At 61.6% G+C, this 17,216-nt stretch carries 19 protein-coding genes and 1 tRNA gene; 4 read left to right on the forward strand and 16 right to left on the reverse strand.

Annotation, left to right across the window (positions count from 1 at the left end):
- Positions 1-35: 35 nt before the first annotated feature.
- The 4 genes from EFQ99_RS13725 to rsfS all read right to left on the reverse strand — a co-directional run bounded on the left by EFQ99_RS13725 (position 36) and on the right by rsfS (position 3,984).
- The gene (locus tag EFQ99_RS13725; protein WP_126921577.1) at positions 36-1,358 is read right to left on the reverse strand and encodes a S41 family peptidase; all 1,323 of its coding nucleotides are present in this window, start codon (positions 1,356-1,358) and stop codon (positions 36-38) included.
- Entirely contained in the window at positions 1,348-2,763 is a 1,416-nt protein-coding gene (locus EFQ99_RS13730; RefSeq protein ID WP_126921888.1) for a murein hydrolase activator EnvC family protein, read from the reverse strand. Before EFQ99_RS13730 ends, EFQ99_RS13725 begins: the two co-directional genes overlap by 11 nt.
- Before the next feature lie 178 nt (positions 2,764-2,941).
- A complete protein-coding gene (gene rlmH / locus EFQ99_RS13735; protein ID WP_126921578.1) occupies positions 2,942-3,424 on the reverse strand; it encodes a 23S rRNA (pseudouridine(1915)-N(3))-methyltransferase RlmH in 483 nt (160 codons plus the stop codon).
- Positions 3,425-3,543: 119 nt separating this feature from the next.
- Positions 3,544-3,984, reverse strand: coding sequence for a ribosome silencing factor (gene rsfS / locus EFQ99_RS13740; RefSeq protein ID WP_126921889.1), 441 nt, complete (start codon positions 3,982-3,984; stop codon positions 3,544-3,546).
- Between the two features lie 210 nt (positions 3,985-4,194).
- Between rsfS and EFQ99_RS13745 the strand changes: the two genes are divergently transcribed.
- Positions 4,195-4,566 carry a winged helix-turn-helix domain-containing protein gene (locus EFQ99_RS13745; protein ID WP_126921579.1) on the forward strand — a complete coding sequence of 124 codons (372 nt, stop codon included), beginning with the start codon at positions 4,195-4,197 and terminating at the stop codon, positions 4,564-4,566.
- On the opposite strand, the gene modC is transcribed toward EFQ99_RS13745, so the two are convergent.
- From modC to obgE, 8 genes are all read right to left on the reverse strand, one after another.
- Positions 4,567-5,634 carry a molybdenum ABC transporter ATP-binding protein gene (gene modC, locus EFQ99_RS13750; RefSeq protein ID WP_126921580.1) on the reverse strand — a complete coding sequence of 356 codons (1,068 nt, stop codon included), beginning with the start codon at positions 5,632-5,634 and terminating at the stop codon, positions 4,567-4,569.
- Entirely contained in the window at positions 5,631-6,332 is a 702-nt protein-coding gene (gene modB / locus EFQ99_RS13755; RefSeq protein WP_126921581.1) for a molybdate ABC transporter permease subunit, read from the reverse strand. Before modB ends, modC begins: the two co-directional genes overlap by 4 nt.
- Positions 6,333-6,425: 93 nt before the next feature.
- Positions 6,426-7,217 carry a molybdate ABC transporter substrate-binding protein gene (gene modA / locus EFQ99_RS13760; RefSeq protein ID WP_126921582.1) on the reverse strand — a complete coding sequence of 264 codons (792 nt, stop codon included), beginning with the start codon at positions 7,215-7,217 and terminating at the stop codon, positions 6,426-6,428.
- Between the two features lie 184 nt (positions 7,218-7,401).
- Complete coding sequence (locus tag EFQ99_RS35020) at positions 7,402-7,572, reverse strand: hypothetical protein (RefSeq protein ID WP_164736373.1); 171 nt, start codon at positions 7,570-7,572, stop codon at positions 7,402-7,404.
- A 138-nt stretch (positions 7,573-7,710) separates the two neighbouring features.
- Entirely contained in the window at positions 7,711-8,310 is a 600-nt protein-coding gene (locus EFQ99_RS13765) for a nicotinate-nucleotide adenylyltransferase (RefSeq protein ID WP_245441501.1), read from the reverse strand.
- Positions 8,311-8,347: 37 nt separating this feature from the next.
- A complete protein-coding gene (locus tag EFQ99_RS13770) occupies positions 8,348-9,631 on the reverse strand; it encodes a glutamate-5-semialdehyde dehydrogenase (RefSeq protein ID WP_126921584.1) in 1,284 nt (427 codons plus the stop codon).
- Positions 9,624-10,787: a glutamate 5-kinase gene (gene proB, locus EFQ99_RS13775; protein ID WP_126921585.1), complete on the reverse strand. Its 1,164-nt coding sequence runs from the start codon at positions 10,785-10,787 to the stop codon at positions 9,624-9,626. The genes EFQ99_RS13770 and proB overlap by 8 nt, the downstream gene beginning before the upstream one ends.
- Positions 10,774-11,856, reverse strand: a complete 1,083-nt coding sequence (gene obgE / locus EFQ99_RS13780; protein WP_126921586.1) for a GTPase ObgE — start codon at positions 11,854-11,856, stop codon at positions 10,774-10,776. Before obgE ends, proB begins: the two co-directional genes overlap by 14 nt.
- Before the next feature lie 84 nt (positions 11,857-11,940).
- Here obgE and EFQ99_RS13785 point away from each other — a divergent pair, with 84 nt between their 5' ends.
- Entirely contained in the window at positions 11,941-12,807 is an 867-nt protein-coding gene (locus EFQ99_RS13785) for an endonuclease/exonuclease/phosphatase family protein (protein WP_126921587.1), read from the forward strand.
- Positions 12,808-12,844: 37 nt separating this feature from the next.
- Here EFQ99_RS13785 and EFQ99_RS13790 read toward each other — a convergent pair whose 3' ends face one another.
- From EFQ99_RS13790 to rplU, 4 genes are all read right to left on the reverse strand, one after another.
- Positions 12,845-13,432: a GNAT family N-acetyltransferase gene (locus EFQ99_RS13790; protein WP_126921588.1), complete on the reverse strand. Its 588-nt coding sequence runs from the start codon at positions 13,430-13,432 to the stop codon at positions 12,845-12,847.
- On the reverse strand, positions 13,429-14,085 hold the full coding sequence (locus EFQ99_RS13795) for a GNAT family N-acetyltransferase (protein WP_126921589.1): 657 nt from the start codon (positions 14,083-14,085) through the stop codon (positions 13,429-13,431). The genes EFQ99_RS13790 and EFQ99_RS13795 overlap by 4 nt, the downstream gene beginning before the upstream one ends.
- Positions 14,086-14,210: 125 nt before the next feature.
- Complete coding sequence (gene rpmA, locus EFQ99_RS13800) at positions 14,211-14,480, reverse strand: 50S ribosomal protein L27 (protein ID WP_126921590.1); 270 nt, start codon at positions 14,478-14,480, stop codon at positions 14,211-14,213.
- A gap of 32 nt (positions 14,481-14,512) precedes the next feature.
- A complete protein-coding gene (rplU, locus tag EFQ99_RS13805; RefSeq protein ID WP_003543907.1) occupies positions 14,513-14,830 on the reverse strand; it encodes a 50S ribosomal protein L21 in 318 nt (105 codons plus the stop codon).
- A gap of 304 nt (positions 14,831-15,134) precedes the next feature.
- Between rplU and EFQ99_RS13810 the strand changes: the two genes are divergently transcribed.
- Positions 15,135-15,224 (forward strand) — tRNA-Ser (locus EFQ99_RS13810).
- 332 nt (positions 15,225-15,556) lie between these two features.
- Positions 15,557-17,161, forward strand: coding sequence for an ArnT family glycosyltransferase (locus EFQ99_RS13820; protein WP_126921890.1), 1,605 nt, complete (start codon positions 15,557-15,559; stop codon positions 17,159-17,161).
- Positions 17,162-17,216 lie beyond the last annotated feature (55 nt).

Here is a 17,216-nt window from a genome sequence, read left to right on the forward strand (position 1 = left end):
AGGCCGGGCGATGTGCCCGGCCTTGGCATGATCGATTACTTGGCGACGACGGCCTTGTCAGGATTCGGCGGGAAGGCCGGATCGGTTTTCTTGCCGCGCAGAAGATCGAGCGCGTAGTTCAGCTGAACGTCGTCCTTCGGATCGGGCGGCACGTAGGCCACGGAGCCCGAACCTTCGTCTGTCTCGCTCTGGCCCTTGATATGGCCGCGCAGGCTGGATTCGCCTTCGGTCACCATCTTGCCCTGCAGTTCCTGCGGCAGCGGCTCGTCGACCTTGATGTCAGGCGTGATGCCGGTACCCTGGATCGAGCGGCCCGACGGCGTGTAGTAGAGCGCCGTGGTCAGGCGCAGCGCGCCGTTTTCGCCGAGCGGGATGATCGTCTGGACCGAGCCCTTGCCGAAAGAGCGCGTGCCGAGGACGGTGGCCCGGCGCAGGTCTTGAAGGGCGCCGGCAACGATTTCCGATGCGGAAGCCGAACCGCCGTTGATCAGCACGATCACCGGCTTGCCGTCCGTCAGGTCGCCCGGTCCGGCATTGAAGCGGCGGGTTTCGTCGGGATTGCGGCCACGGGTCGAAACCACCTCGCCGCGCTCCAGCAGGGCGTCGGAGACATTGATCGCCTGGTCGAGCAGGCCGCCCGGATTGAGGCGCAGGTCGAGGACATAACCCTTCAGCTTATCGGCTGGAACGGTTTCCTTGATCTTCTTGATCGCCTTTTCCATGTCCGGATAGGTCTTTTCGGTGAAGGAGATGATGCGGAGATAACCGACATCGTCCTCGACACGCGACTTGACGGCCTGGACGGCGACGACATCACGCACGATGGTCAGCTCGATCGGCTTGTCGGCGCCCTTGCGGATCAACGTCAGCTTGATCGGCGTGTTGACGGCGCCGCGCATCTTCTCGACAGCGTCTTCCAGCTTCAGGCCGCGCACGGACTGACCGTCGATCTCGGAAATGTAATCACCGGCGAGAACACCGGCCTTGGCGGCAGGCGTGTCATCGATCGGGGTGATGACCTTGACGAGTTCGTCTTCCATCGTGACTTCGATGCCGAGGCCGCCGAACTCACCCTTGGTCTGGGTGCGCATATCCTCGGCGTCCTTCGCATTCATGTAGCTCGAATGCGGATCGAGCGAGGACAGCATGCCGTTGATGGCATTCTCGATCAGCTTGTCTTCGGCTGGCGGCGTCACGTACTGCGCGCGCACTCGCTCGAAGACGTCGCCGAAAATCGAGAGTTCCTTGTATGTGGAGGATCCGGCCGCTTCTGCCGGCACACCCGCCGAGTAGATGACGCTCATGGCGGTCGCACCCATCAATGCGCCGACCAGAACAAGAGAAGCCCTACGAATCATTGCGTGCCTTTCCAGTGTCTTTGGCGGTCCACCACGGTCGGGAATCGACCGGTTTACCGTCCTTTCGAAATTCAATGTAAAGCGTTGGCCGGTCTGTTTCCAGCGCCAATGCAGTTGCGCTTGCTACTCTTTTCGCTCCCATCACGGCGAGCGGCTCGCCGGAGAAAACGAATTTTCCCTGACGGGTATTGATCGTATCCATTCCCGAGAGAACCAGGTGGTATCCGTCGCCTGTGTCGAGGATGATCATCTGGCCGTAACTGCGGAAAGCGCCGGCGAAAACCACCAGACCATCTGCGGGCGCCGTCACCACCGTCTCCGCATTGGTGGCAACGGTCATTCCCATAGCCTCATGCCCGGTGCCGTCGGCATCGCCGAACTGGCGCAGGATATCGCCTGCCACGGGCAACTCCAATTTCGCCTTCAATTCTCCGAAGGGATATGCGGGCGCAATGCGGTTTTTATCGGGCACACCGCTGTCGGCAAGCGCCTTGGCCTGAGCACGTTGCTCGTCCGTCAAGAGCCTGCGGTTCTCCTCCGCCTGGCGGGCGGCGGCTGCGGCTTCGCGCACCGAAGCGATCTCGGATTCCATCGAAGTGACAAGGCCTTCGAGGCTGGTCGCCTTGCTTGCCAGTTCCTCCGAGCGTTTCCTTTCGGCCCCGAGTTCGGCGGCGTTGCTGCGGCTGAGCTTGTCATTTTCGGCAAGCAGTAGGTCCATGCGCCGTTCTTCCTCGATGCCGTCGGTCATTGTCGACGTCAGGCTGGCCTTTTCGGCAGCGCTTGCGCTCTGCAGTGCGGCAAGGCTCGCAAGATCTGCCGCAAGTTTGTCGGTTTCCTTGCGGATGCCCGGAACAACGGCGCCGAGCAGGATCGCGCTGCGCACCGAAGCCAGCGCATCATCAGGAGTGACGAGCAGGGCGGGCGGCGGGTTACGGCCCATGCGCTGAAGTGCGGCCAGCACTTCGGCCAGAAGGCCGCGGCGCTCATGAAGGGAACGGCGGATGCCGTCCTCCTTGACGCCGAGATCGGCAAGCTTCTTCTCGCTTTCGAGGATCTGCTTTTCGAGCCCCTTGCGGCGGGCGGCGGAATCAATCAGCGCCTGGCGGATGCTCTGGGTGCTCTTTTCCAGATTGGCAATGCTTTGCTGAAGTCCGCTCACCTTGTCCGAGGAGAGGCTGATCGTCTTCGACAGGGTTTCGAGCTCGGCGCGGGTCTGGTCGCGTTTGGCGGCGAGTTCGGCCGCCGGATCGGGCGGCGGCGTTTCGGCTGCCGGCGGGCTCGACGTCGGCAAGGCTGAGGATTGTGCAGCTTCGGGCGCTGCATCCTGTGCCCGGACAGAGAAGGGGTCTGCCGAAACGACGATCACCGCCGCACCAAGACCTGCCGCAATAGCCGGCAGGATCATGCGGCGTCGCCTGGTTGCTGTTCTCGTCATTGTCTATCTGGGCACTCTCTCAAATCGCGCGGAGACTAAGCTGATTTGACGCGCTTTGCCAGAAAGTTTGGAGAAGAACCGGCCGCCAGGCAAAACACGGCTGCGTGACAATCCGACGCACAGGGCCGACGCATGTGGCCGATGCGAACTAAACGCGGTGATAGGGGTGGCCGGAGAGGATGGTGACGGCGCGATAGAGCTGCTCGGCGATCAGCGTGCGGACGAGTTGGTGTGGCCAGGTCATCTTGCCCAGGCAGAGCGTGGCGTCGGCACGGTCGTAGAGCGAGGGATCGAGGCCGTCGGCGCCGCCGATCGCGATCGTCAGCTCGCGTTTGCCCTGGTCGCGATAGTTGCCCAGCAGGTTTGCGAAGGCTTCGCTGTCGAGCGCCTTGCCGCGTTCGTCGAGAAGAATGAGGATGCTGCCCTCGGCAAGCGATTTCAAAAGCATTGCCGCTTCTTCGCGCTTGCGGGTTTCCGCATTGGAGGCGCGGCTTTCGGCCACTTCAGCAACCCGGCTGAATTCGAGGCCGACAGCGGCGCCGGCCTTGGCGAAACGGTCGAGATAGCGGGCCACAAGATCCTTTTCGGGGCCGGACTTCAGCCGTCCCACAGCAAAAAGACCAATTCGCATTCACCCGCTCCCGGTTAGCCGGCATTGTGAGGCGCACGTCGCACCCCGGGCCGGCCTGCGATGTTTCCCGGCCGGTCAATGCCACGTCTCAGGCGCCGGGCAGAATGCCGGCTCGCCTGTCAGTGCCGTGTTTCATCCATATCCGGAGCCGCCCACATCTTTTCGATGTTGTAGAACTCGCGGGTTTCGGGACGGAACACATGCACGATAATGTCACCGGTGTCGATCAGGATCCAATCGCCGCCTTCCTGACCTTCGACGCGGGCCGTACCGAAGCCGTCGTCCTTGAGATCGGTGAGCAGGTGATCCGAGATCGCCATGACGTGCCTGTTCGAGCGGCCGGAGACGACCACCATGTAGTCTCCAAGCGCCGATTTTCCGGCAATGTCGATAGTGACGATATCTTCCGCTTTGGAGTCCTCGAGGCTGGCGAGGACGGCTTCTAAGGCGCGGGCAGCGGCATCGGCGCCACGTTCCGCACTCTTCGGGACAACGGCGAGCGTTTTTCCCTTGGCGTGTACTGTTGTCAGTGCTTTCCCTTTCCTGGAATGACAAACTATGCACAACACGAGATCCGATCGAGACCGGATCATGGTTAAGATAGGCATCAATCCATTAATGTTTCAAGACATGCTAAGGTACGGAACGGCCGAAAATCCGATCTTGCATCCGAATTGAAGAATATTGCCACGCGGGCGGCTGGTTGCGGGCGGTGTACAGTTTCCATGTCGCAGCGTAAAGTGCCGCAAATTCCACAATCCGCGAATTCGATGACCGATCCAGCCGCAAAAACACTCGTTCCCGTCCTGCGAATCAGCTTCCCGGACGAGGATCGTCTCGGTCGCGGAAAGATGGAACTTCTGGAGCACATCCGCCAGACCGGTTCGATCTCGGCGGCGGGGCGGGCAATGGACATGTCCTATCGCCGGGCGTGGCTGCTCGTCAGCGAGATGAACCGGATGTTCTCTGAACAGGTGGTGGAATCGCAGCGTGGCGGGCAGAAGGGCGGAGGCGCGGCGCTGACACCGTTCGGCGAGGAATTGCTCGAGTGTTTCCGCCGGATGGAAAGGACGGTTCGCACCAGTCTTGCCGAGGATCTCGCCTGGCTCGAAGGCAAGCGCAATTCAAGCCGCGGCGGCTGATCACGCCTCCAGAGCAACCGTCTTGATGATGGCGAAGACGGTTTTGCCGGGTTGAAGATCGAGGCGCTCGCAAGATAGCGCGGTGATGCGCGCGAGAATGACGTCGCCCCCGCAGTCTAACCGGATTTCCACCGTTCCATCCTCGTCCGGCGAGATCTGCTCGATCCAGCCTTCGAGAATGTTCAACGCACTGAGGCCTTCCGGCCTTGCGGTCGCCAGCATGACATCGCGGGAGGGGATGCGGATGCGGACCGGTTTGCCCGATGCAAGGGCGACACTGGGAATATGCAGCCGGTTGGATTTCAGGGCAACAATCGACAAGCGGTGACGCGCATCGAAGCTCTCGACGGTGCCTTCCAGCAGCGCGCCCGCGTCCCGTCGGTCGGAAGCCGCGGAAGGGCGGCTCAAGATGTCGAGCGCCGGACCTGTTGCCTCTACCTTGCCGTCACTCATCACAACGACCTGGTTTGCCAGCCGCGCCACCTCGGCGATCGCATGGCTGACATAGACGATCGGGATGTCGGTCTGATCCCGCAATCGCTCCAGGTAGGGAAGGATCTCGGCCTTGCGCGCCTCATCGAGGGCGGCGAGCGGCTCGTCCATCAGCAGCAGCCGGGGAGAGGAGAGAAGGGCGCGGCCGATCGCAACGCGCTGCTTCTCGCCGCCGGAAAGTTTGGAGGGGCTGCGCGCAAGCAGCGTCTCGATGCCGAGCAGATCGACGACGCGATCGAAACTTTCGCCGCCTGCGGCTCCCGCCGCGAACCAGCGGCCGTAGGAGAGATTGGCGCGCACGCTCAGATGCGGGAACAGCCGCGCCTCCTGGAAGACGTAGCCAAAACGACGCTGATGTTTGGGAACGAAGATGCCCTTGGCAGTCTCGGTCAAGGCTTCGCCATCAAGAACGACGCGGCCTTCGTCGGGCCGAGCCAGGCCGGCGATGATGCGGATCATCGAGGTCTTGCCAGAGCCGGAGCGGCCGAAGAGCGCGGTGACGCCGCGCTCGGAGGTGAAGGCGGCGTCGAGCGAAAATGCGCCGAGCCGCTGTTTTGCCTCGACGATCAGCGTCATTCCGGATCGATCCTCCGGCCGGCGAGACGGGCGAGAAATTCCGAGGCGAGTAGGGCGGCCATTGAAATGACGACGGCGACTAGCGCCAGGCGCAGTGCGCCGGCATCGCCGCCGGGCACCTGGGTGAAGGTATAGATCGCCGCCGGCAGCGTCTGGGTCTCGCCCGGAATATTGGAGACGAAGGTGATCGTGGCGCCGAATTCGCCCATCGCCTTAGCGAAGGAAAGGATCATGCCGGCGATGATGCCGGGCAGTGTCAGCGGCAGGGTGATCGTCAGGAAGACCCACGCCGGACCGGCCCCAAGTGTTCCGGCCGCCTCTTCCAGTCTGCGGTCGACCGCTTCGATCGACAGGCGAATGCTGCGCACCATCAGCGGAAAGGCCATGACGGCGCAGGCGAGCGCTGCGCCGGTCCAGCGGAAGGAGAAGACGATGCCGAAATACTGGTCGAGCAGGCTGCCGACCGGGCCGCGGCGGCCGAAGAGGATGAGAAGAAGGAAACCGGTGACGACGGGGGGCAGGATCAGCGGCAGGTGAACGATGCCGTTCAGCACCGACTTGCCCCAGAAACGGCCGCGGGCCAGTAGCAGGGCGACGAGAATGCCGAAGGGCAGGCTCGCCAGCATGGCGACGGTCGAGACACGCAGGCTGAGCAGGATCGCCGTCCATTCTTCATTGCTCAAGCCCAGCATATCCAAATGCACCCGTCTCCTTAAAGAATTGAAGGCTCGTCGAGGCGAGCCTTCACGCTAAGCTGCGGAGGCCGATTCCGCAATCATTTCAGGCTCCGACTATTTCAGGATCGTGAAACCCTGCGCCGTGAAGAAGGCGGCGGCCTTGTCGGATTTCAGGAAGTCGAGATAGGCCGATGCATCCGGGTTCTTGCTTTCGGCAAGGATTGCAATCGGATAGATGATCGGAGGGTGAGAATCGGCCGGGAAGGTGCCGACGACGGCAACACCCTTATCGGCTGCGGCATCCGTCTGGTAGACGATGCCATAAGGCGCTTCACCGCGGGAGACGAGGGCAAGGGCGGCACGCACGCTTTCGGCGCCGGCGACCTTGGTTTCGACAGACTTCCAGACGCCGAGCTTTTCGAGCGCGGCCATGCCGTATTTGCCTGCCGGAACCGACTTCGGTTCACCCATGGCAAGCTTGCTGTCACCCAAGAGCCCTGCAAGATCGAAGCCCTGCTTGATCTCGACCGGCTTTGCCTTTGCCTTTTCCGCAACGAGCACGATCGTGTTGCCGAGCAGGTTGGAGCGGGTGTCTGCCTTGATGAGCTTCTTGTCGGCGACGTAGTCCATCCAGCTGAGGTCGGCCGAGATGAAGATGTCGGCAGGGGCGGCGTTTTCGATCTGCTTGGCAAGCGCACCACTTGCTGCATAAGAGGCGACGGCTTCCTTGCCGCTTTCCTTGGTCCAGGCTGCATTGGCGGCGTCAAGCGCATCCTTGAGGCTCGCTGCTGCAAAGACGGTGAGCTTCTCGGCTGCGGCGGCTGGTGTCGGAAGGGCTGCCGCTCCAAGCCAGAGGGTCGCGATCGCGGCGGTTGCCAGTTTCATCCATTGGCGGCGGCACTGCATGAATTTACTCCCCAGGGTTCGAAATATTGCGACGAATATAACGGCCGACCTGCCTTGGCTAGGGATGTATCCGAGAAAATATAACCAAATCAGCTGTCGCGTTCCGGTCAGTGCAATGTTCACGCATTCGTGAGGTGCATGGCTTCCTCCGAAAGTACGCTCAGCGGCGCTAAAATACCTGGCGTCAACCGATAAACCGATGGGCCTTCCATGGCCCGAGGGAGGTTTCATTAATTTTTGCTAATAAAAACGGCAGTGCTGTAGTGAAATTCACCCTAAGTCTTGCGCTGGACGCATTGCTGCAATGCACAAAATGATATTCCGCTTTTTGCGGAGTATGGTAAAACATAATCATCGAACGGCTTCTCCTCCTCCCATAGCCGTTCGGCAGGATCGACAACACTCCTCCTCCCAGTTGTCGATCGAGTTTATAAGCCCGACGGATCCTCCCCCGTCGGGCTTTCTCGTTTTCGGGACTTTCTTGAAAATCAGGCTATTCGGTTGCGCCCGGAAGCGATCCGTTGCGGATTGCCGTCGAACTCAGGCGGGAGCGCGGCCCATGGATGAAAGTCCAGGCAGGGGCCTGCTTCTTCCAGAGAACACGGGCGTCATCCTCATCGACTCGCGCGAAATCGAAGGTCCTTGCCATCTTCGACGAGAGATAGGAGAGCGTCGCACCCGGGCGGTCGATCACCGCGATCGGGAAGGTGCGGGCGATCTCCTGCCATTTCTGCCATTTATGGAAGGTCTGCAGGCTGTCGGCGCCCATGATCCAGATGAAATGCACATGCGGATTGCGGGCCCGGACGCGGGCAAGCGTGTTGGCGGTGTAGCTGACGCCGAACGTCTGTTCGAAAGCGGTGACCTTGATGCGCGGATTGGCGGCGACGCGTTCACTCTCCGTGATGCGCTCGGCAAGCGGAGCCAGATGGTTGCGGCTTTTCAGCGGATTGCCCGGGGTTACCATCCACCAGAGCTGGTCGAGGCCAAGCCGCTTAATGGCGATCTCGGCGACGAGCGCGTGGCCCTGATGCGGCGGGTTGAACGAACCGCCGAACAGACCGATGATCATGCCGCGCTCGCTGTGCGGCATGCGGAGATAGCGTTGGTCCAAATCCTCCGTCGTCACGTCAAGGTCGTGTCTGTCCGGCACCGCGCACCCGGTATTTGAAGGAGGTGAGCTGCTCGACGCCGACGGGGCCGCGGGCATGCATCTTGCCGGTGGCGATACCGATTTCCGCGCCCATGCCGAATTCGCCGCCATCGGCAAACTGCGTCGAGGCATTGTGCAGCAGGATCGCCGAATCGACCTCGGTGAAGAAACGCTCGACGACGCCAGGGTCTTCAGCGATGACGGCTTCGGTGTGGTTCGAGGAGTATTTCTGGATATGGGCGATCGCGCCCGATATGCCGTCGACGACGGCGACAGAGATGATCGCATCGAGATATTCGGTCGACCAGTCTTCCTCGACCGCGGGCTTCATGCCGGGCGCGACTTTCAGCACCGTTGCCGAAGCGCGGATCTCGCAGCCGGCTTCCGTGAGAGCCTCAAGCAGAGGCGTCAGATGCGTGCCGATCGCAGCACCATCGACCAGCAGCGTTTCGGCCGCGCCGCAGATACCGGTGCGGCGCATCTTGGCGTTGACGACGATCTTCCGCGCCATTTCGATATCGGCGGAAGCATCGACATAGATATGGCAAAGGCCTTCGAGATGAGCGAAGACCGGTACCCGGGCCTCATTCTGCACCCGGGCGACCAGGCTCTTGCCACCGCGCGGCACGATGACGTCGATCGCCCCGTCGAGACCGCGCAACATGGCGCCGACGGCAGCGCGGTCGGTGACCGGAACGAGCTGGATAGCATGCTCTGGAAGTCCCGCCGCCTTCAGGCCTTCGACCATGCAGGCATGGATGGCCTTGGATGAGCGGCGTGAATCCGAGCCGCAGCGCAGGATGACCGCATTGCCTGCCTTGAGGCAAAGCGCGCCGGCATCCGCTGTGACGTTCGGCCGGCTTTCGAAGATCACGCCGATGACGCCGAGCGGCGTGCGAACGCGCTCGATCTTCAGGCCGTTCGGCCTGTCCCAGGCAGCGATGACTTCGCCGACCGGATCGGCCAGAGCCGCGATCGCGCGAATTCCCCCGGCCATTTCGGCGATGCGTTTGTCGTTCAGCGTCAGCCGATCGACGAAGGAGGCAAGCATTTCGCTGCCTTCGATGTCCTTCAAATCCCCAGCGTTCTCGGCAAGAATGTGCGACTTGTTCGCCAGGATCGCATCGGCCATGGCATTCAAGGCTTTGTTCTTCGCCTCGGTGGACGCAAAGCCCAGCGGTCGCGCCGCAGCCTTAGCCTTGCGGCCGATGTCGTTCATCAGCACGTCAATCTCAGGGCTTGGCGCAACGGTATCAAGCATAGCTCGCGTCCTTCTTCTGCCTTTCCGATTTGATCGGCGCGGTCATCACCATGTCATCACGATGGACCATGGCCGCTCGCCCGGCATAACCGAGGATCGCCTCGATCTCCGCCGATTTGCGGCCGGCAATGCGGCGAGCATCCTCGGCATCGTAACTTGCGAGGCCCCGGGCGATTTCGCGGCCGGCCGGACCGATGATTGCCACCGTATCGCCGCGGCTGAAGAGACCGGAAACGCTGCGCACGCCGGCGGGAAGCAGGCTTTTGCCGGCGCCGAGTGCGACGACGGCGCCGTCATCGACATGCAGTTCACCGGCAGGCTGCAACTGTCCGGCAATCCAGGTCTTGCGGGCTGTGACGGGTGTGCCCGATGGCGCGAACCAGGAGGAGCGCGCGCCGTTTTCGATGGCCGACAGCGGGCTGTCGGTCTTGCCCGAGGCGATGATCATGGCGCAGCCCGATGTGGTGGCGATCTTGCCGGCATCGATCTTGGTGCGCATGCCGCCGCGTGAAAGCTCGGAGGCAGCACCTCCGGCCATCGCCTCGATCTCGGGGGTGATTTGGGCAATTGTCTCCAGGAAGGCCGCATCCGGATCGAGATGCGGCGGCGCGGTATAGAGGCCGTCGATATCGGAGAGAAGGATGAGCAGATCGGCGCCGGTCATCGTCGCGACGCGGGCGGCGAGGCGGTCGTTGTCGCCATAGCGGATTTCGCTGGTCGCAACCGTATCGTTCTCGTTGATGATCGGCACGGCGCCGATTTTAAGCAGCTGGTTGATGGTGGCGCGCGCATTGAGATAACGCCGGCGCTCTTCCGTATCGCCAAGCGTCAGCAGGATCTGTCCGGCAACGATCTCATCGCGCGACAGGCTTTCCGACCAGGCGCGCGCGAGCGCGATTTGACCGACGGCGGCGGCGGCCTGGCTTTCCTCGAGCTTCAGTGCGCCCGAGGGCAGGTCGAGCACCGAGCGGCCGAGCGCAATCGCCCCTGAGGAGACGACAAGCACGTCGATGCCCTTGGCCTTCAGGCCTGCAATATCGGCGCACATGGCGTCGAGCCAAGCCTTCTTCAACCCGGCTTTGCGGTCGACCAGAAGGGCGGAGCCGATCTTGATGACGATGCGGCGGTAGCGGCCAAGTGGCTTACGGCTGGTCATCGTCCTCGCCTTCGTCTTCTTCGGTGACGACCATGTCGCGATGCCTGAGCTTCGGCACCTTGGCCGGCTTCTCCTCGGCATTCTCCTCGACGATGACGTCGCGCAGCGCGCGCAGGACTTCGGTCATGCCCCTACCTGTCACAGCCGAAATCTGGAACGGCGTCTTGCCGCAGGCTTTCGCCAGTTCCTTGGTCTTCTTCTTCAGTTCGGCCTCGTCGAGCACGTCGATCTGCGACAAGGCGACGATCTCAGGCTTGTCGGTCAGCTCGTTGCCATAGGCTTCGAGCTCGTGCTTGACCGTCTTATAGGCCTTGCCGACCTTCTCCTCCTGGGCGGAGACGAGATGCAGCAGTACGCGGGTGCGCTCGACATGACCGAGGAAACGATCGCCGATGCCGACACCCTCATGGGCGCCTTCGATCAGGCCCGGAATATCGGCAAGGATGAATTCGCGCTCGTCAATGGTGGCGACGCCGAGATTGGGATGCAGCGTGGTGAAGGGATAATTGGCGATCTTCGGCCGGGCGCGGGTGACCGACGCAAGGAAGGTCGACTTGCCGGCGTTGGGCAGGCCGACGAGGCCGGCATCGGCAATCAGTTTCAGCCGCAGCCAGAGGGTTTTTTCCTCGCCGGGCAGGCCGGGATTGGCCCAATCCGGCGCCTGATTGGTCGAGGTCTTGAAATGGGCGTTGCCGAAGCCGCCATTGCCGCCATGGGCGAGGCAGTAGCGCTGGCCTTCGACGGTGAGATCGCAGATCAGTGTTTCCCGATCTTCCTCGAAGATCTGGGTGCCCACGGGAACCTTCAGCGTCACGTCGCTGCCGTTGGCGCCGGTGCGGTTCCGGCCCATGCCATGGGTGCCGATCGTCGCCTTGAAATGCTGCTGGTAACGGAAATCGATCAGCGTGTTGAGGCCGTTGACGGTTTCGACCCAGACGTCGCCGCCGCGTCCGCCGTCCCCGCCGTCGGGGCCGCCGAACTCGATGAATTTCTCGCGTCGGAAGGAAACGCTGCCCCCGCCGCCGTCTCCGGACTTGATATAGACCTTTGCTTCGTCGAGAAATTTCATTTTACTTCCAGTATCCGGTGGCAGTTGGACGGCCCGTCTTGGCCCATTCGATATAGGCGGTTCCGACGGAGGTCAAAGATTATCGTGATTTTTGCGAGCTATAACATACAGTACGGCTTCGGTCTCGACGGCAGATACGATCTGGAGCGGATTGCCCGGAGCCTCTGGGGTGCTGATGTCATCGCGCTGCAGGAGGTGACGCGCGGCTTCTCCCGCAACGGTTTTGCCGATATGGCGGCCGATATTGCGTCCTTCTTTCCCGACTATTTCTGGGTGTATGGACCGGCCTGCGACATGCATGTCGAGGCAGTTGAAGGCGGGTTGCAGCCGGTGCGTGGCACCCGATTCCAGTTCGGCAACATGGTGCTGTCGCGCTGGCCTGTTATCTCGACCCGCACTCTGCTTCTGCCGCGCAGCCGCACGATCGGCAAGATCAATCTGCAGCGCGGCGCGACCGAGGCGCTGATCGATGCGCCCGGCGGTGCGATCCGCCTCTATTCCGTCCATCTCGACCATGTCTCGCCGGAGGAGCGCATTCGCCAACTGCAATTTCTGAACGCGCATATCAACGCCTTCGTTCAGGAGGGCGGGTCGCTGACGGGGGCGGCCGAATTCGACCAGCCGGAGCCGCCGCTGCCGGAGGATTACGTCATCATGGGCGATTTCAACATGGAGCCGGAATCGCCAGAATATTGCGCGCTTGCCGGTGCCGCCGGCGGATATTACGGCCGTGCCGCCAGGGTTGGCACGCCGATCGACGCTTTTGCGGCGCTCGAGGCCTATCGCCCGGAGAGCTACAGCTGGATGGATCCGGCGGATCGGGGCAAACGCATGCATCTCGATTATTGCTTCGTCAGTTGCGGCCTGGAGGGCCGGTTGAAATCCGCCCGGATCGATACGCAATCCGTCGGCTCCGATCATTTTCCGCTATGGGTCGAGATCGGCGATTGACGGAGGCGCCGCCAGCTGGGCGGCGCCTCCTTTTCGATTACGCGACCTTTCGCGGCTGCAGCATGCCAGGCTGCAGCACGGTCTCGATGTGCGAGACCATGGTGTTGCGGGCGAAACAATAGATTTCGCCGCAACCCGTCATGCGGAAACCGAGCTTTTCCTGCAGTCGCAGCGAAGCCGGGTTGTCGGCGAAGACGCCGGAATAAACAGGCGTCTCCGGCATGCGGCGCGAGAAGCGCTCGATGATCGCCGCCACCGCCTCGCTCATGTAGCCGCGCCGCCAGTAGTAGCGGTTCAGCCAGTAGCCGAGATGCCAGCGGCCGTGGCGCAACTCGATCGAGACGTTGCCGATATGGACATCGTCCTTGCCGGTGATCGCGAGCGGCCAGTCCGGCAGCGTGCCAGATGTGACCGGGACCAGCCAGTCCAGCGCATCCTGCCGGTCGAACGGCGCGGGGACGCGGGACAGCATGCGCGTTACCGCGAAATCGGAAAGCGATTCCGCGATGGCAGGCGCATCGCTCAGCCGGTGGGGGCGGAGCGTCAGCCGGGCCGTCGAGATGACAGGCGCGGGGCCTGGCATCATCGGCTTGGTGTCCGGCCTTTGCAGTGCCGTCGTGCTCATGCGATGTTCCCCCAGCTTCTCAGCGACATCCAGGTCTTGCGGTCGAGCCTGTACCACTCGACCGGCACGTTGCTGCCGAGCGCCAGCGAGGCAGCGAGCCCCGATCCCTGGAACTGGAAGCCGCACTTCTGGATGACGCGCCGCGAGGCGACGTTCATGACCCGGCAGCGAGCGTCGATCTGATCGACGTCCTGGCGGGTTCTGAACACCATATCGACCAGGGCATGGCAGGCCTCGGTCGTATAGCCCTGGTTCCAATAGGGTTCGCCCAGCCAGTAGCCGATCTCGACGGTCTTGCCATCGTCATGCGGTTCCACGCCGCAGCAACCCATGAAGGCGCCGTTTTCGGCTTTGGTGATGGCATAGACGCACTTACCGATCTGGCCATTTCGCGTACGCCAAACAAAGTCGGCGGCATCATCGGCGGTATAGGGGTGCGGCATACGCGATACCATGGTGGCGACTTTGGCGTTGTTGGCGAGATGGGCAAGGGCGTCAATGTCTTCTTCGTGGGGCGCGCGCATGACGAGCCTTTCCGATAACAAGACAGGGCAATCGGTCCTTAACCGCTCCGGCCTCAGCCGTTCCTTGGGAGACCGCTGGTCTTCCCTGGGCGACCGTGATTGGTCTGCCCTTATCAATTCGCCTTGCATGTTCAGTCCTCCTGTTTGGACAAAGAAAAAGGGGAGATGGCGCCCCATCTCCCCTGTTTTCTAGACTGAACCTGGTACGGCCAGCCGGGTCGATGAGACGCCGGCTGTTTTTGAGCGCTACCGGCTTATTCCGCTGCTTCGGCTTTCGGCATGACAGACACGTAGACGCGACCGTTGGCCTTCGTTCGGTAGTTCACGTTGCCGGCGGTAAGCGCAAAAATCGTGTGATCCTTGCCGAGGCCGACGTTGGAACCCGGATGCCACTCAGTACCGCGCTGACGCACGAGAATGTTGCCTGCGATGACGGCTTCGCCGCCGAACTTCTTCACGCCAAGGCGCTTGGATTGAGAATCGCGACCGTTGCGCGAGGAACCGCCAGCTTTTTTGTGTGCCATTGGAGTTCTCCTTTAAACCTGTCCCGTTGATCTTACTTGGCAGCCACGATGTCCGTGATACGGACGACCGTGTGATGCTGACGATGGCCGCGCGAACGCTTCGAATTCTGACGGCGGCGCTTCTTGAAGGCGATGACCTTCTTGCCGCGGTTCTGTTCGACGACTTCTGCCTTGACAGAGGCGCCGGTAACGAAGGGCGCACCGATCGCAGCGTCGGCGCCTTCGCCGATCACGAGCACTTCGGTGAATTCAATGGAATCGCCAGCGGTGGCTTCCAGCTTTTCGATGGTCAGCACGTCGTTGGCTGCCACACGGTACTGTTTACCGCCGGTCTTGATGACTGCGAACATTTTTTATCCTTTCATGTTCGTTCCAGCTCTCCCCGCTGATTGAGCAGGGTGGCCGTCTTTTTATCAGTCGAAGTTAAGCAGGGATTTCAGAGGCCTGACCTCGAACTCTTCCTGCCGGTGAAGCCCCGCGCGAGCGCGAGACGAGCTAGGCACGGATTTCTCCAAACCTATTGCGCAGCCGAGATACGCGAGTGACAAAAAGGTGTCAAGGCAAAAGGATGGAATATCTCGACTTTTCGGCTTGCCAGCCTGTCATTTGCTCGTTATGAGAACGCCCGCGCCGAACAAGCGCCGACCAGACCGCGGAGAGGTGGCAGAGTGGTCGAATGCACCGCACTCGAAATGCGGCATACCTGCAAGGGTATCGTGGGTTCAAATCCCACCCTCTCCGCCATTTTTTAGCACTCAAACGTTTGCATTTGTTGCGCTACGAGCGCCTGAGTCAGTCGCGCACCGTCTCCTTTGCTTCCGGCGCCAACACCCCGTCAATCAACCACCGCCAGTAAGTAATCAATCTGGGCGAATTGCTTTTCAAAGCATTGCTGATGAACTGTCGGCATGAAAAAGCCACCCCGCAAGCCTTCCAAGCCGCTGCTCGGTGATATTGACGCGCGGCTCCGCAGCCGATCGCGCTGGCGGCGAAATCCCGCTCAACCTAATCTTCCTCTCGATCCGATGCCGGCGCGTATCGCGCCGCGTTGGGCATCAGGAGGGACACGGTTTCAGTTGGCGGACGACCCTGAATTGAATCAGGGCGAAGGTCAGCAATATAAGCGGCGCAACTACCTGACCCTCGACACAGCGATCCTGCTGGGGATCCTGCTTATTGCGATCGTCTTCCGGTTTCACAAGATTACTTTACCGCTGGTCGACGGTTTCAGCTGGCGCGAGGTCAGCACCGCGATGATGGCCGACAATTTCCAGCAGCGTAGCTGGAACATCTTCTTTCCGGAGGTCAGCTGGACCGGGCCCGGGCCAAGCTATCAGGGCCGCGAGTTCCAGATTGTCAGCTATCTCACAGCCCTGCTCTACCAGCTCTTCGGCTGGCACGACTGGTTCGGACGCGTGGTTGCGGCCTTCTTCGGTCTGGTGACGGTGTTTTCGCTGCACAGGCTGACGGCGCTCTGCTGGGATGAGATGCACGCCCACGCGGCGGCACTTGCCTATGCGCTGATGCCGGCGGCGATCATGATCGACAGCTCGTTTCTTCCCGATCCTGCGATGCTGGCCTTGGTGACTCTTGGCGTCTGGCTGTTCGTTAAATACTGGGCCGGTGCCAGCGGCTGGCTCTTGCCGCTCGCCACGGTCAGTTTCTCGCTCGGCGCGCTGTCAAAGCCACCAGGCCTCGCCGCCGGCGCCGTCATTTTCTATCTGATGGTCTGCTGGATTCTGGAGAAGAAGCGAAAGCAGGCGACCAGGGTCTTCCTGTCGGGGCTCTTAAGCCTGGCCATCATCGGTGCTTATTTCAGCTGGGCGATTTATCTCGGCCGCAGCTATCCGCCGTTTCATGTCGCCGGCAGCGGCGGCTATATCTGGGATGACGGCTTCCGGACATATTTCAGGGACAGGTTCTACTTCCAATCCGCATGGAACACCTCGGTCCTGTGGTTCTACGGCTATCCGTTCATGGCGCTGTTCGCGGTCGGCTTGTGGATACCGCCCAGACCTGCCGAGGACCGGAAGCAGCGTACCCTTTCGCGCATTCCCTATGTGTGGATGGCTGCGGCCATGATCGTCTATATGGCGGGGGCGGGCGAAATCACCAGCAATGTGTGGAACTTCCACATCTTCCATGTGCCGGTTGCGATATTCTCAGGCCGTGGCGCGCTTCTGCTGGCAACGCTTGCATCCAGAACCATCCTAACGCCCGCGGTCGTGCTTCGCGCGATCTGCATCGTGGCCGTCACGCTTTCCTGGTCGACCCTTCCCCTCGTCAGGACGATGAAGAAGCCAATCGCTGTGAAGGGTAAGCTGCTTGGCGAGGAACTGGCGCGGTTGGCGCAGCCGGGTGATCTCGTCGTCGCCATTGCGCCCGAGGTCGGCGATCCCGTCGCGGTCTACTACAGCAGGGCGCGCGGCTGGGTGTTCCCGCCTGGCGGCGGCGATGTCGAGTGGTCGAAATTCGTCGCGGATGACGCCACCGCGATCGCGCAGCTCGAGGAACTGCGCGCGCAGGGCGCGGATCTGTTTGGCGCGGTCAAAAACGCCACCGACAAGCAGGACCTGCTATTCGTCGAACATCATGCCGGGGTCATCGACTATCTGGACAAGACCGCAACCAAGCTCGTGGATACGGACGATCTGCTGGTCTATAGGATCACCCGTCCATGAGCATTGTGACAGTCGCTGCGGGCGCTGGCATAAGGTCGAACTCACCCGATAATTT

Source organism: Rhizobium vallis (assembly GCF_003985155.1).
Classification (GTDB): Bacteria; Pseudomonadota; Alphaproteobacteria; order Rhizobiales; family Rhizobiaceae; genus Rhizobium; species Rhizobium vallis.

Coding starts and splice junctions, on each gene's coding strand:
- modC (WP_126921580.1), bottom strand. CDS start 5,634: ATGACGCTGATCGTCGAGGCAAAACAGCGGCTCGGCGCATTTTCGCTC.
- obgE (WP_126921586.1), bottom strand. CDS start 11,856: ATGAAATTTCTCGACGAAGCAAAGGTCTATATCAAGTCCGGAGACGGC.
- modA (WP_126921582.1), bottom strand. CDS start 7,217: ATGCAGTGCCGCCGCCAATGGATGAAACTGGCAACCGCCGCGATCGCG.
- EFQ99_RS13790 (WP_126921588.1), bottom strand. CDS start 13,432: ATGAGCACGACGGCACTGCAAAGGCCGGACACCAAGCCGATGATGCCA.
- EFQ99_RS13765 (WP_245441501.1), bottom strand. CDS start 8,310: ATGCCGCACAGCGAGCGCGGCATGATCATCGGTCTGTTCGGCGGTTCG.
- EFQ99_RS13795 (WP_126921589.1), bottom strand. CDS start 14,085: ATGCAAGGCGAATTGATAAGGGCAGACCAATCACGGTCGCCCAGGGAA.
- EFQ99_RS13730 (WP_126921888.1), bottom strand. CDS start 2,763: ATGATCCTGCCGGCTATTGCGGCAGGTCTTGGTGCGGCGGTGATCGTC.
- rplU (WP_003543907.1), bottom strand. CDS start 14,830: ATGTTCGCAGTCATCAAGACCGGCGGTAAACAGTACCGTGTGGCAGCC.
- EFQ99_RS13725 (WP_126921577.1), bottom strand. CDS start 1,358: ATGATTCGTAGGGCTTCTCTTGTTCTGGTCGGCGCATTGATGGGTGCG.
- rpmA (WP_126921590.1), bottom strand. CDS start 14,480: ATGGCACACAAAAAAGCTGGCGGTTCCTCGCGCAACGGTCGCGATTCT.
- EFQ99_RS35020 (WP_164736373.1), bottom strand. CDS start 7,572: ATGATTATGTTTTACCATACTCCGCAAAAAGCGGAATATCATTTTGTG.
- EFQ99_RS13745 (WP_126921579.1), top strand. CDS start 4,195: ATGACCGATCCAGCCGCAAAAACACTCGTTCCCGTCCTGCGAATCAGC.
- proB (WP_126921585.1), bottom strand. CDS start 10,787: ATGACCAGCCGTAAGCCACTTGGCCGCTACCGCCGCATCGTCATCAAG.
- rlmH (WP_126921578.1), bottom strand. CDS start 3,424: ATGCGAATTGGTCTTTTTGCTGTGGGACGGCTGAAGTCCGGCCCCGAA.
- EFQ99_RS13770 (WP_126921584.1), bottom strand. CDS start 9,631: ATGCTTGATACCGTTGCGCCAAGCCCTGAGATTGACGTGCTGATGAAC.